The sequence below is a fragment of the Commensalibacter communis genome (genome assembly GCF_947179015.1).
Lineage (GTDB): Bacteria > Pseudomonadota > Alphaproteobacteria > Acetobacterales > Acetobacteraceae > Commensalibacter > Commensalibacter communis.
Genome location: NZ_CAMXCM010000006.1, coordinates 105,463 through 118,688 on the forward strand (window position 1 = coordinate 105,463; position 13,226 = coordinate 118,688).

The following is a 13,226-nucleotide window of genomic DNA, read 5'->3' on the forward strand; positions in this document are numbered from 1 at the left end:
CGCCTTTCATTTATCAATTATTCATTATGTTTTAACCAAGAATCGGTCAGGTAAACCGCCAGCGTACTCCCGACCATGGCACCAATATATGCCCCTGGAGGACCACCGAGCGCTGCCCCCACTGTGCCCGCTGTCCATCCTCCTACAAACATTACCCCTTGTAAGATGGCTTCATGTTCAGCTGCCGCCACTTTATCATTCGCAGTCAAAATATTATAAATGGATATGGAAATAGAAAGATAGAATAAATATCGTCCAGTCTTATTTATTCTTCCATAAATATCGGTTTTCCCTCCAAACCTATTTGTTTTTCCTTCTGGGAGTTTGGTTGGAGGGTTTTTTAATCTTTTAAGAACTTCCTCTTGCGCATCTCCTGCTGCCTTCCTTGCTCTGTGTATGATTATTTCCTTCTCTTTATATGGCAGGTCTAAATACATTTTCTTTTGTTGTGCGGGCGATAAATTCTCCTTTATCTTTTTAACTTCCTTACGAATACGTTTTTTTCTCTCATCATCAGGTAAATGGGGGGGAAGTTCTATCGTTTTTTCAACATGTTCAGTGATTGCATAATGGGATAGTAAAGACCTTGCTGTTTTTCCCTCTGGCTTTTCCTCTTTGGCAAAAGACAGACCAATAGAGTGTGTTACTTCACGAACTGCATCCATAATAAAGTTACGTCGCTTGTTCGCAATCAAATAGCCTTGTCTATATGTAATTTTACCGCGTTGGATTTGGTTTTCGATATTTTGACTCATTTTTTGGATTGCAACGGTATAAATCCGTCTGACATTCGTATCCCATCCAAGTCGGGCACCCAATGTTCCGACTGCAATTCGTAAGTCGTCAATTTCTCTATAATATTTTTCTTTATACTGATTATCATCATCATTAATTGTCACTGTATATTTGCGACCATTAATAGTCTCAGACCCTACTTTGTATTCCATGATAGTTTTTTTTGCCCGTTTTATTTATTCACATTCATGATGATTTCTTTGGCACTTGCCTCGCAAACGCCAACTTCGGGATGGTATTCAAAATAAACATTCATAGAGCATTTATCTTGATATTGGTCTTCGGCATCAATAAAGACAGGTTCGACGAGGGCATCATCGCTATATAATGGAAAAAATGGTTTTTGATATTGTTCGAATTGTTCACTTGCCCAGGCATCATTAAACCTGATTGAAAATGCTTTTGCCATTTGTAAGACCGGAATATTATCATTCCCAATAAAAGTTAATCCCATGGTTATTTGGGATCTGCACCATGTAATTTTATATTAATCTGTATATCGTGTTTCAGGACTTGAAAGGGCCTCATAACCTGTAATTTGTAAAACAATTATAAGGCGGTTTTGGTGTTGAAACTCTATTCTCTAATCCCCGAATAATTTGCAGTTTTGCCCCTTTAATTGGGATTGCTTTTTGCAGGAACTTACCCACTAAATTGTACATCTCTTTATAAGTTAGTGTTTTTAACTTTGGGAACTTTTTATCTTTTGGGGCTTTGGCAGTGACTTTGGCAGGAGTTTTCTTTTCTGTCATTTGATCGTCTCTTTCTTTGATTGTTCTTGGAATTTTGACGCAGCTATGGCGTCGAATTGAGTTTTGGTTTCGTTTTTAGGAAAAAATAGGCATAAAAAAACGACCTATAAAAGGTCGTTCGGAGTATTTCAAATGTAATAATATCAATCTGTTAATATAATCTCATATTTATTCAATAGTTTCAATGGATAATATTTAAACAAATGTAAATATTTCCTCTTTTGGTAAACGGGATTTTGGTCTTTTGGCGTTGCTGTCATTATCGGCGTGATAGCCAATGCTGGCAACGACAATGCTTTTCAGTCCTTTTTCTTTTAATCCCAATAGCTCATCCATTTTTTGTGCATCGAACCCTTCGATTGGCGTTGAATCAATACCAATGGAGGCTGCGGCAAACATGAATTGTCCCAATGCCAAGTATAATTGGCAACTTTCCCAGCTATGTAATTTTTCATCTGTAATACTATTTAGCCCAATAAAATAGCGACGATCTTTGTCCATACTTTGGATGATTTCAGGTTTTGTAAAACGACCATCTTGTATTTCAGTATCTAAAATATGTGTTAAATAGTCATTATCCAATGATGTTTTGATACAAAAAATAATGGTATAAGTGGAATCTGTGATACGAGCATGATTGAAATCTAAAATCGCTGGCAAGATTTTATTTTGTGAAGTCGCATTATTTACAACAATAAAATGCCATGGTTGTGAATTCACAGAAGAGGGACTGTTTCTAAGGACAGTCAGTAATTTCTCTAAATCTTCACGGGAAACAGATTTATTCTTATCATAACGTTTTGCCGTGTAACGTTTTTCTGAAATTTCAACAATATCCATTTCTATTCCCTCAATATTTATTTAAAATTTATTAATAAAATTATCTATATAAGAGGAAACGATGTCAAATCATTCTTTAATAAAAGAATCAATATTCATTGAGGGTTATTATTAAAATACGCTGCCAGCCTATCGATGGCTAGCAACGTATATAGTTATATTTACATTGTGTGGTTTTTAAATAATGACCACAAGTAAAATTGACGACTATTCTCTACAACGGCAAGCAGAGTTACAAATTTGTCCAGTTTTGCAATTACAATTTGAACCACAATTGCAATGTTGATTACATTTACAGTTAGATTGTTTAATATTATTAGACATGTTTAAGTTCCTTTCTTTAATTTATAGTGACGAGAATCGTTCGTCATAACTAATATGCACTCTATAGTAACTATAGGGTCAACAGCATGGTAAACAAAAAAAATCATTTATTTTATAGTATTGGAGATTTATCAAAATCGACAGGAACCAAAGTAGTAACAATAAGATATTATGAAAAAATAGGGCTTCTTCCTGAGCCTCCACGGACAGAAGGGGGATATAGAGCCTATACAAAAAAACATCAAGAAATATTATTTTTTATAATACGCTCCAGGGCTTTGGGATTTTCACTTATTGAAATACAAAATTTATTAAAGCTCAGTGAAAATGATATTTTGTTAAATCAGGATGTTTTAACAATAACTAAGAACCATTTAGAAAATATTAGGTCAAAAATATCATCATTACAAAAGATGGAAACAAGTTTAAAAAACTTAATTAAAGAATGCCCTGATGGGAAAATATCTGGATGTGGTATTATTGATAGTCTTAATAACTATTCTGATACTTAGTCAGTAAGATCATAATAGAAAAACTTACATCTACAAGGCTATTTTATCCAACAGCCTTGTAGAGCATTAAACATTATTTTTTAAAGTTTTTAATTGATGTTTCGATCAATTCACAAGCTTTGGCTTTATTATCCCAACCTTGGATTTTAACCCATTTTCCTTTTTCAAGGTCTTTGTAATGGGTAAAGAAATGTTCAATTTCTTGACGTGTAATTTCTGGAAGTTCAGAGACTTCGTTAATATTGGTATAGGCTGGGTGGATTTTGTCGTGCGGAACACAGATCACTTTTTCATCCATGCCTGATTCATCTTCCATTTTCAATACACCAATCGGGCGTGCGCGAATAACGCATCCTGGAATAACAGGCTCTGGGCATAAAACCAACATATCAATCGGATCACCATCAGCAGCTAATGTATTGGGAATAAACCCATAAGCAGCTGGATAAACCATTGGTGTGAATACAACGCGGTCAACAAATACAGCACCGCTGTCTTTATCGACTTCGTACTTTACTTTTGATCCTTTAGGAATTTCAATCACAACATTAATGTCGTTTGGCACGTCTTTGCCAGGAGCAATCTTAGATAAATCCATAATTTTTTTCCAATTTTTAATAAGATGAAAAAGCATAGCGAGTTATTAGTTTTTTTTCAATATATATAAGATGTTGATGATTTGCAGGTAAAGATAAATATAAAGAAGCACAATTTTTTTGACTTGAAATATTATCATATAACTATCAGTAATAATTAATAATATATGTATAATTATAATAAATTCTCATTTTAATTAAGAATAATAACTATATTATTAATTTATTTATTAAGAAAAATGGCGTAGGTTTATAGAAAATATTTTATTTTATTGATAATATAAGGAGTAATCATCAATGATTACGCATTTAAACTATAAACTCATTGTATTAGAAGCCAGGAAAAGGCAGATTATTAGTATCAATCCTAATGATTATTCAACCAACATCCTTTTACAAGACCAATCTGGAACGCCAGATGGTATTGTATTTAATCCTAATGACCAGCTATTTTATTGGACAAATATGGGGGCAGATTTTGATGCTTGGGACGGCTATATTCAGCATTGTAATTTGGATGGCAAAGATACAGGTTTCACGGTTAAAATTGGAGATACCCATACTCCGAAACAAATCCAATTGGATCAACGGACGAATTATTTATACTGGTGCGATCGTGAGGGTATGAAAATTGAACGATGTGCCATCGAAACTGGTAAAGTCGAATTTTTGCTTGATACACAGGATATGTATTTGGATGAAGAAAAAGAAAACAGACATTGTGTTGGGATCGCGTTGGATATTCAAAATAACCGTATCTTTTGGACTATGAAAGGACCACCCAAAAGCGGAACAGGACGCTTACTTTGTGCGCCCTTTGATTTTAATGATAAGCAGGCCGTGATTAACTCATCTCAGATAAAAATCGTCTATGACCATCTTCCAGAACCGATAGATCTGGAACTTGACTATAAAAATGATTATCTTTATTGGTCAGACAGAGGCGCAGAACCTGATGGCAATTCGTTGAATAGATTGCAGCTTTCAACCCTCAGCAATAAAGAAGTCGTTGTGCGTGGGTTTGATGAAACAATCGGTTTTACGGTTGATGCAGATCATCACCTAGCTTTCGTCGCTGATAAGATGGGGCATGTGTATCAAGCCAATCTGCAAACTAAAGAGAAAAAAGTGATCTTTACATCAGAAAACGGTGCGTTCACAGGGTTGATTAAGGTCGGGTAGTAGCCTGGTATGATGTTTGAGTCATTACAAGAGCATGGTTTTTATATAATTGATAATGTTAAGTCATTAAGTGACGCATTGAACTTAACAGAAGCTTTGGGTCGAATACTTCCTTTAAATGGCAAAGATACACAAATATTGCAACCTAAGAATAAATTATCATCGAATTTTAAATCTTTAAGTTATTTTTATGGTTTTGATAGTTTTCCATTACATACGGACACTACTTTTTGGTCTATTCCAGCCCGATATATTATTTTCTTTTTGAAAGAGAAGGTGGATACAGGAACAGTTTTATCAAAAAAATCAAACAGCTTTGATAATAAAGAAATATGTAAATAAATCTCCTATTTTTTTTAGAAAACAAATAGGAGGTAATGTTTATAGTTTTCCCTGGTTTGGAATAAATGATACAAGCATAATGTTTGATCCATGTTACATGCAACCAATTAATAAGGAAGAACTCCGTCAAAAGGCAGAACTAAAGAGTAAGGTGTTGAGTTCCATAGGTCATCATAAAGTTGAATGTCCTGCGTGTCAAAGTGTGGCAACAGTGATAGGTAAGGAGATAGGAGCTAGCAAAATTGAAAATGGAGAATATGAAGTTGTTGTAAGAAGGTCTGTAATTCCGACTGAATTTGATTGTATTGCTTGTGGTTTAAAAATACGAGGATATCCGCAATTAGTTGCAGCTAAGATTGGTGATTATTATACACGCCGCACGACATATTCACCTCAAGATTATTATGGACTGATAGATCCTAGTGATTTTGATCCTTCCGAGTATTATGGTGAAGAATTTAATAATGAGTAATTTTTTCTTAAAAAAAACCTTGCAAAAAGGTTCATTTTACGGCAAATAGAGAAAGCGTTTGTGCGCCTGTAGCTCAACTGGTTAGAGCCGGCCGCTCATAACGGTCTGGTTGCAGGTTCAAGTCCTGCCGGGCGCAGACGCTTTTTATATCTATTATTTCGCCTGAAGCAAAAAATTAGGCGGGCAATTTCCCCCTATATTATATGTTTGATGGATTTTTGAAGGAGCTTCCTTACGATGGCTGGGCCTCAGTATGTTTATGTAATGAAAGATTTGACCAAGGCTTATCCTGGTGGACGAGAAGTTTTTAAAGGCATTACTTTATCCTTTTTGCCAGGTGTAAAAATTGGTGTGCTTGGGGTGAATGGTGCGGGTAAATCAACCCTCTTAAAAATCATTGCAGGTAAAGATAAAGAGTTCGGTGGGGAAGCTTGGGCTGCTGATGGAATAAAAGTAGGGTACTTAGAACAAGAACCCCAACTTGATAATACTAAAAATGTTGGTGAAAACGTTGCTGAAGGCTTTGGGCCTTTAAAAAAAGCAGTTGATCGTTTTAATGAAATCTCTATGAAGTTCGCAGAACCGATGGATGATGATGAAATGAATAACTTGCTTACTGAACAGTCAGAATTACAGGAAATCATTGATGCAGGCAATGGTTGGGATTTAGACCGTCAAATTGAAATTGCTTTAGATGCATTGCGTTGTCCACCTGCACATTTAAGTGTGGAAAAACTTTCTGGTGGTGAACGTCGTCGTGTGGCTTTATGTCGTTTATTACTTGAAAAGCCAGATATTTTATTGCTTGATGAACCAACCAACCATTTGGATGCGGAAAGCGTTGCTTGGCTTGAACAAACATTGCGTGAATATACTGGCACAGTGATTTTGATTACCCATGATCGTTATTTCTTGGATAATGTTACGAACTGGATCTTGGAAATTGAACGTGGGCGCGGACATCCATTTGAAGGCAATTACTCTTCATGGTTGGATCAAAAACGTAAACGCTTGGCTCAAGAAGAAAAAGAAGAAAGTGCACGTCAACGTGCATTGGCGGCTGAACAACAATGGATCAGTGCTTCTCCTAAAGCTAGACAAGCAAAAAGTCAGGCTCGTATTGCAAAATACGAAGAAATGTTGGCGCAGAGCCAGGAAAAGTCTGGTGGTACTGCGGAAATTAATATTGCACCAGGCCCTCGTTTAGGAAGTGTTGTCATTGAAGCTGAGAACCTTAGCAAAGGATTTAATGATCGTTTGTTGATTGATGGGTTAGACTTCAAATTACCACCTGGAGGTATTGTTGGTGTTATTGGTCCCAATGGTGCTGGTAAGTCCACTTTATTTAAGATGATTACAGGTGCGGATAAACCAGATCAAGGGGAAATTCGTGTTGGTGAAACGGTAAAACTTGGATATGTGGATCAATCTCGTGATGATTTAGATCCAAATAAAACCGTATGGGAAGAAATCTCTGGCGGAACAGACGTGCTTTATTTTGGTAAACGTTCGATTGCGTCTCGTGCTTATGTTGGTGCATTTAACTTTAAAGGATCCGATCAACAAAAGAAAGTTGGCATTCTTTCTGGTGGTGAACGTAACCGCGTGCATTTGGCAAAAATGTTAAAGAAAGAAAGCAATGTTTTATTGCTTGATGAACCAACCAATGATTTGGATTTGGATACGTTACGTGTATTGGAAGAAGCATTAGAGGAATTTGCTGGTTGCGCTGTGGTTATCAGCCATGATCGTTGGTTCTTGGATCGCTTGGCAACCCATATTTTGGCTTTTGAAGGCGACAGTCACGTTGAATGGTTCCAAGGAAACTTTGAAGCCTATGAAGCAGATAAACGCCGTCGTCTTGGCCCTGATGCTACTGAACCAAGCCGTATTAAATATAAACCTATTTCACGGTAATTCATATTTCGACTTGTGAAATAGATACACCCATTTCATTATAGGATGAAATGGGTGTTTTCATTTATAAGTGTGTCTAGAAAATATCATGATTTCCTCTGAGTTATATACACCAAGATTAATTTTATCCCCTGTTGGATGGCAAGATTTAGAGGATGTTGTTTCTCTGAAAACCGATAGCCAGGCCTTTGGTCACATGTTGGGTGGGGTGAGGACACGTTTAAAAGCTGAAATTGAAATGGCAGAAGATACAACATATTGGGGTTGTCACCGTATAGGAATGTATGTTGTTCGTGAAAATGCACAATTGGGTTGTTCTCGTTTTTTAGGCATAACAGGGATTCATCATCGCCAAGATGGTCGGGGATACGCATTGAGATTTTCGCTTTGGCCTTGGGCTCAGGGTAAAGGATATGCGCGTGAGGCCGCTTATGCTGTGTTAATAGAGGCTCATTTACGTGGACATGATCGTATCGTTGCAATAGCCAAAGAGGACAATATCCCGTCACGTAGAGTATTAGGAGGAATAGGGATGGTTATTGAGGAAGTCTTTATGCGACATGGAAATAAAATGTTGATGTATATCAGTAAAAACGATAATAAAAATTAATATTTATTTAAGATAAGGTTCTTATCGTTGGTTTATAATCCTTTTAATATTTTTAAAAAGAAGAAACCTACATCTGATTTATATCCAAACCGTTTTATTTTTGGGTTTGTTGATGAAATTAATGTCGTCTTTGCCAGTGGTTGGGTTTGTGATGTTAACCATATTAATGACAGATTAGTTTGCGAGGCTGTCATATCCGATACGGGAGAAGTATTAGCTTTCGCCCTTGCAAATTCTTTATATCATGTGGATATCCCCAGTGTAGGGGATGGAAAGAATTACTATGCATTTTGGATAAAATTTTCACGTGAGTTGACAAGTGATGAAAGGGATAAAGTTATTATTCGTATTCAAGGAACGAATACACTCATTCCTTTCGCACCTCAGATAAGGACTGTGTTTCAGCCTTTTGCTCAAATGGCAATGGATATTGTCAATAATTGTAATTTAAGATGTCCATTTTGTTTGTATGATTATTCCTCTACAAAAAAAACCTATTTTATGAGTGAGAAAACTCTAGATATTTTGCTCAAGTTACTTCCTTATGTAGATGATGGTCAGTTTTGGTTTTCTTGTCTACATGAACCAGCATTACATCCTCAATTTGAATATTTTTTACAAAAAATTCCTCAACAATATCGTAAGAAGATTTCGTTTACGACTAATTTGGCCAAGAAAATGCCAGATAGTTATTTCGAATTCCTTGCTACCTCAAACATAGATCATATTAATATATCCATTGAATCTTTTGTTCCCCAATCTTATGTAAAGTTTCGTAAAGGGGCACGTTATCAAATCTTTATGGATAATTTAGAAAGACTTGCAACAGCAATGAATTCTTTTAACTCCATAACAACAATAAATTATATTGCTATGGCATATAAGACGAATTTCAAAGAATTTCCTGAAATGTATCAGTCATTGATAAATAAATATCATGGATCTTATTTTGAAATGAGAGACACTTTTGATTTGCCTTTTATTGCCCAAGATTTCAAAGATGAGGAATTTTTATCAGAAGCAGATTGGGATTGGCTTGAGGATCAGTTCAAATATATCGATAAACAAACGATTGCATTATACAGACATTTTAGGATCCAAAAAGAAGAACAAAAAGATTATATAGACCTAGATCCACCACCAATTCCAGTAGCTCAGGAAGTACAAGAGATCATTTTAAACAGACAATTTACGTTAAGAGTTTCTTGGGATGGGGCGATAGAAGTTTTTGCAAAAGTGGCTCCTAGTTTAATGGATCGTAAAATTTTAGAGACTAATGTTAATAACATACTGAATCCTAAGGGTTTTTACGAAGAAATACTGAAAGTAAAACAAATTTTATAAAGTATAAAATGAACTGTTTTATTTATTTTAACAGCATCTCAAACAAATGTTATTATAAACAGCAATGTTAATCTTGCTATTTATTGCACAAATTGCATATTATAATGTTTATTTTAAATTTTATTGCTTTGATTCACTTTAGCAATTTCTTTTAAAATCCGTTTGCAATATTTCGAGAAGTTAAAGATGTAATTAATGGATCAGTTAAAAAAAAGTGCAAAGCTATTATCTTTATGGCAGGTTGTAATCATTGGGGTTGCTTATTTAACGCCAATGACTGTATTTGATACCTTTGGAATTGTTTCTGAACGTACAAATGGTCGTGTTCCACTAGCGTATTTGCTCACCTTAGTCGCTATTTTATTAACAGCGATGAGCTATAGTCGGTTGGCAGCGACCTTTCCAGAATCTGGTTCTGCTTTTACATATACAGGTAAAATATGCGGTAAAGAGAGTGGCTTTATTGTTGGGTGGGCTACGTTACAGGATTATATGTTGTTACCCATGATTAATGCGTTGTTGTCTGGGGCTTATCTCAGTGCGTTATTTCCAGATATTCCAACGTGGGTGTTGATTTCTGTTTATGTGGCTATCGTTACCTTTATTAATTCTCGTAATGTTAGTTTACTGGCCAATATGAATTTTATATTTGTTGGGGTTCCGCTAATCTTAACAGTTTATTTTATTTATCTTGTTATTCATATTAAACTTGGCGATGGTTGGGCTGCTGTGCTGACCACGAAACCATTATTTAATGGGGATAATAGTTTGGGACCTTTGGTTGGCGGGGCTGCGGTCTTATGTTTTTCATTCCTTGGGTTTGATGCGGTATCAACGTTGGCAAGTGAAACAAAAGATTCACAAAAAACAATCCCCAGAGCAATTATGATAACTGTGTTGGCAGGTGGGGTTATTTTCTTTATTAGTGCTTGGTTTATTCAGCTATATTATCCAACCAATGAGCTATTAAAAAATTATAAAGATTCATCTTCGCCTGAAATTGCTTTATATGTAGGTGGTGCAATTTTCCAAAAATTCTTTATGATTGCAATGTTGGTGAATACATTGGCATCGGCGTTGGCATCTCATGCAAGTGCAGCTAGATTATTGCACATTATGGGAATTGCTCGATTTATTCCAGGCCAGATGTTTAGATATGTTCACCCTAAATATCATTCGCCTTATTTCTGTGTGCTATTGGTTGGTCTTTTATCCCTGGCTGCTATTTTTTGCACACTTGATACCGCGGTTTCATTTGTTAATTTTGGTGCGATGATTGCATTTAGTGCGGTCAATATTTGTATTCTAGTGATGTTTGCTTTTTATAAAAGGCAAATTAAAACATTTAAAGATATTGCTTTGAATATTATTTTTCCTTTGCTGGGATTAACAACTGTTGGCTATATGTGGTTGAACTTACAGATGGACTCCTTTATATTTGGTCTATCATGGACATTTTTGGGATTACTTTATCTTCTTTATCTAAAAAAATATCAAAAAGAACTTTTTGTAAAAGACGATCAGACATTCTTACGAAAAGAAGAAGATGCCCTTACTCTTTAATCTATGTTACGAAACGAGTTATATTAAATGACTTTAAAACAAAAAATTGAAAAACCAGTATTAATTGATGATGCGATGATTGTGTCAACAAATAACACTGACAAACAGGAAGATTGGAATTGGGTTGATGGCGATCAAAAGCCTGAACATCCAGCCAATTACTATGAAGCTACTTTGTCTACATGGGCTGGTTTTCCCAAGTTAGAACAAGAAACAACATGTGATATCGTGGTGATCGGGGGAGGACTGCTTGGTGCGTCAACAGCACTACATCTTTCAGAATCTGGTGTTGATACAATTTTGTTAGAAAAAAATCGCATTGGTTCTGCTGCCTCTGGTCGTAATGGGGGACAATTAACCCCAGGGCTAGCCCGTTGGGAAGCCGAAACAATGATTGAAAATTTTGATTATGATGAAGCATGCCGTTTATGGCGTTTTACATCGATTGAGTGTTTTGACTTAATCAGAGAAATCGTCAGTAAATATGATTTATCTGTTGATATGCGTAAGGGGCATTTAACTGCTGCAATTCATCCAGGTCACGTGGGCGCATTGGTCAAAGGTGCCGATGCTCGTAAATATCTTGGTGATGATTCTGTCAGCATGTTGGGTGAATACGAGATTAAAGAACATATTAACTCCGAGATTTACTTTGGTGGTGCATTAGACAGTATGGGCGGTCAAATTCATTCTTTGGCATTGGTCAGGGGAATGATTTATGGCTTTATTCAAAATGGCGGACAAGTTTTTGAAGATAGCGAAGTTCTTGAAATTGAAGAAACCCCAGAAGGAACCAGAGTTAGAACGGAAGCAGGCAGTGTTTTAGCAAAAAAAGGTATTGTGCTTGCAGTGCATGATTCTACTTTTAAGCTACTTTCTGAAGCAGATGCGACCATCCCATTTTATACTTATGTTGCGGTAACTAACCCTGTTGACGGTGGAACGGAAACGTTATTGCCAACCGATATGGCAGTATATGATACCCAATTCCAAATTGACTATTACCGTCCAGTAAAAAAACAAAGAATTTTATTTGGTGGACAAGGGACGGGAACGCGTTGGAATGAAGAAAAGACCATTGCGTATTTAACATCTCGTTTGGAAACCGTATTTCCACAAAGAAAAGATATTAAATTCGAATTTGCATGGAGCGGCACAACTGATCTCACCTTAAATGGTGCAACGGATTGTCGAAAAATTGAAAAGCAAGTGCCTATTTATTCTGTCAATGGATGGAGTGGTCATGGTGTTGCACAGACTGTTCGTATTGGTAAATCTATTCGTGATGATATTTTAAAAAATAATGATGATTTTGCAATGTTAGCAGCGATCGAGCATCGTTCTATTTTGTTGGGAAGACAATTATCACCTGTTGCAATTCCACTAGCAAAATCTTTGCTGGGATTACAAGGAATGATTACGCCTGGTAAAATGATTTCTTTCTAGTCGATAAAATTGATTTGCTCGTCTATATAAAGCAGCTTGACAGTCATTAAGATTGCTAAGCTGTTTTTTTATTTTGACAGCATCCCATCTACCCATCTATGTTTACATTAGTTTGTAATTTAAATCGCTGATAAACTTAAAATATTAATGATATATTTCTAGAATTAAAAAAATATAATTACCCATTATAACGTGAATATATTCGAAGTCATCGAAAGAATTTTTAAAATGACTTAACGAAAAGATGACATTTTTAACAATAAACTCCAAGAGAATGATAGTAGCTTTTAAATCGATGGGATCGATTCTTTTTTTATCATTAAATCAATAATTTAAATAAAAGTTACGTCTATATTATTAATTTATATTTATATAATAAATTCCATGAATTTTTGTCATTTAAAATGACAATTTGAGCTGAATTTCAGATTAATTTTTTGGTTATATTTTATATTATATGAAAAGGGGGCTTGGCTCTATTGTAAAATAGAGCCAAGCACTTATACTGTATGAATATTATTCAGAGATTAA

14 protein-coding genes and 1 tRNA gene are annotated in these 13,226 nt (G+C 35.5%); 10 read left to right on the forward strand and 5 right to left on the reverse strand.

The window, feature by feature from the left end:
- Window positions 1–17: 17 nt before the first annotated feature.
- From PQG54_RS09820 to nfsB, 4 genes are all read right to left on the reverse strand, one after another.
- A complete protein-coding gene (locus PQG54_RS09820; RefSeq protein WP_271790077.1) occupies window positions 18–947 on the reverse strand; it encodes a hypothetical protein in 930 nt (309 codons plus the stop codon).
- Between the two features lie 20 nt (window positions 948–967).
- The gene (locus tag PQG54_RS09825) at window positions 968–1,249 is read right to left on the reverse strand and encodes a hypothetical protein (RefSeq protein WP_271790076.1); all 282 of its coding nucleotides are present in this window, start codon (window positions 1,247–1,249) and stop codon (window positions 968–970) included.
- A 70-nt stretch (window positions 1,250–1,319) separates the two neighbouring features.
- Complete coding sequence (locus PQG54_RS09830) at window positions 1,320–1,547, reverse strand: hypothetical protein (RefSeq protein ID WP_271790075.1); 228 nt, start codon at window positions 1,545–1,547, stop codon at window positions 1,320–1,322.
- 195 nt (window positions 1,548–1,742) lie between these two features.
- Window positions 1,743–2,387, reverse strand: a complete 645-nt coding sequence (nfsB, locus tag PQG54_RS09835) for an oxygen-insensitive NAD(P)H nitroreductase (protein WP_271790074.1) — start codon at window positions 2,385–2,387, stop codon at window positions 1,743–1,745.
- Window positions 2,388–2,797: 410 nt separating this feature from the next.
- Here nfsB and PQG54_RS09840 point away from each other — a divergent pair, with 410 nt between their 5' ends.
- The gene (locus PQG54_RS09840; protein ID WP_271790073.1) at window positions 2,798–3,223 is read left to right on the forward strand and encodes a MerR family transcriptional regulator; all 426 of its coding nucleotides are present in this window, start codon (window positions 2,798–2,800) and stop codon (window positions 3,221–3,223) included.
- Window positions 3,224–3,296: 73 nt separating this feature from the next.
- On the opposite strand, the gene ppa is transcribed toward PQG54_RS09840, so the two are convergent.
- Window positions 3,297–3,821: an inorganic diphosphatase gene (gene ppa, locus PQG54_RS09845; protein ID WP_271790072.1), complete on the reverse strand. Its 525-nt coding sequence runs from the start codon at window positions 3,819–3,821 to the stop codon at window positions 3,297–3,299.
- A 295-nt stretch (window positions 3,822–4,116) separates the two neighbouring features.
- Between ppa and PQG54_RS09850 the strand changes: the two genes are divergently transcribed.
- The 9 genes from PQG54_RS09850 (at window position 4,117) to PQG54_RS09890 (ending at window position 12,695) form a co-directional block, all read left to right on the forward strand.
- Window positions 4,117–5,001, forward strand: a complete 885-nt coding sequence (locus PQG54_RS09850) for a hypothetical protein (RefSeq protein ID WP_271790071.1) — start codon at window positions 4,117–4,119, stop codon at window positions 4,999–5,001.
- A 9-nt stretch (window positions 5,002–5,010) separates the two neighbouring features.
- On the forward strand, window positions 5,011–5,343 hold the full coding sequence (locus tag PQG54_RS09855; protein WP_271790070.1) for a Fe(II)-2OG oxygenase family protein: 333 nt from the start codon (window positions 5,011–5,013) through the stop codon (window positions 5,341–5,343).
- A 151-nt stretch (window positions 5,344–5,494) separates the two neighbouring features.
- Window positions 5,495–5,815 (forward strand): hypothetical protein, encoded by a 321-nt coding sequence (locus PQG54_RS09860; protein WP_271790069.1) that lies wholly within the window; start codon window positions 5,495–5,497, stop codon window positions 5,813–5,815.
- Window positions 5,816–5,877: 62 nt separating this feature from the next.
- Window positions 5,878–5,951: transfer RNA gene (locus PQG54_RS09865), tRNA-Ile, on the forward strand.
- Between the two features lie 101 nt (window positions 5,952–6,052).
- Window positions 6,053–7,732, forward strand: a complete 1,680-nt coding sequence (ettA, locus tag PQG54_RS09870) for an energy-dependent translational throttle protein EttA (protein ID WP_271790068.1) — start codon at window positions 6,053–6,055, stop codon at window positions 7,730–7,732.
- Between the two features lie 88 nt (window positions 7,733–7,820).
- Window positions 7,821–8,342, forward strand: a complete 522-nt coding sequence (locus tag PQG54_RS09875; RefSeq protein WP_271790067.1) for a GNAT family N-acetyltransferase — start codon at window positions 7,821–7,823, stop codon at window positions 8,340–8,342.
- 27 nt (window positions 8,343–8,369) lie between these two features.
- Window positions 8,370–9,686, forward strand: coding sequence for a radical SAM protein (locus PQG54_RS09880; RefSeq protein ID WP_271790066.1), 1,317 nt, complete (start codon window positions 8,370–8,372; stop codon window positions 9,684–9,686).
- 195 nt (window positions 9,687–9,881) lie between these two features.
- Window positions 9,882–11,249: an APC family permease gene (locus PQG54_RS09885; RefSeq protein WP_271790065.1), complete on the forward strand. Its 1,368-nt coding sequence runs from the start codon at window positions 9,882–9,884 to the stop codon at window positions 11,247–11,249.
- Window positions 11,250–11,276: 27 nt separating this feature from the next.
- Entirely contained in the window at window positions 11,277–12,695 is a 1,419-nt protein-coding gene (locus PQG54_RS09890; RefSeq protein ID WP_271790064.1) for an NAD(P)/FAD-dependent oxidoreductase, read from the forward strand.
- Window positions 12,696–13,226: the final 531 nt, after the last annotated feature.

Coding starts and splice junctions, on each gene's coding strand:
- PQG54_RS09820 (WP_271790077.1), bottom strand. CDS start 947: ATGGAATACAAAGTAGGGTCTGAGACTATTAATGGTCGCAAATATACA.
- PQG54_RS09825 (WP_271790076.1), bottom strand. CDS start 1,249: ATGGGATTAACTTTTATTGGGAATGATAATATTCCGGTCTTACAAATG.
- PQG54_RS09830 (WP_271790075.1), bottom strand. CDS start 1,547: ATGACAGAAAAGAAAACTCCTGCCAAAGTCACTGCCAAAGCCCCAAAA.
- nfsB (WP_271790074.1), bottom strand. CDS start 2,387: ATGGATATTGTTGAAATTTCAGAAAAACGTTACACGGCAAAACGTTAT.
- PQG54_RS09840 (WP_271790073.1), top strand. CDS start 2,798: ATGGTAAACAAAAAAAATCATTTATTTTATAGTATTGGAGATTTATCA.
- ppa (WP_271790072.1), bottom strand. CDS start 3,821: ATGGATTTATCTAAGATTGCTCCTGGCAAAGACGTGCCAAACGACATT.
- PQG54_RS09850 (WP_271790071.1), top strand. CDS start 4,117: ATGATTACGCATTTAAACTATAAACTCATTGTATTAGAAGCCAGGAAA.
- PQG54_RS09855 (WP_271790070.1), top strand. CDS start 5,011: ATGATGTTTGAGTCATTACAAGAGCATGGTTTTTATATAATTGATAAT.
- ettA (WP_271790068.1), top strand. CDS start 6,053: ATGGCTGGGCCTCAGTATGTTTATGTAATGAAAGATTTGACCAAGGCT.
- PQG54_RS09875 (WP_271790067.1), top strand. CDS start 7,821: ATGATTTCCTCTGAGTTATATACACCAAGATTAATTTTATCCCCTGTT.
- PQG54_RS09885 (WP_271790065.1), top strand. CDS start 9,882: ATGGATCAGTTAAAAAAAAGTGCAAAGCTATTATCTTTATGGCAGGTT.
- PQG54_RS09890 (WP_271790064.1), top strand. CDS start 11,277: ATGACTTTAAAACAAAAAATTGAAAAACCAGTATTAATTGATGATGCG.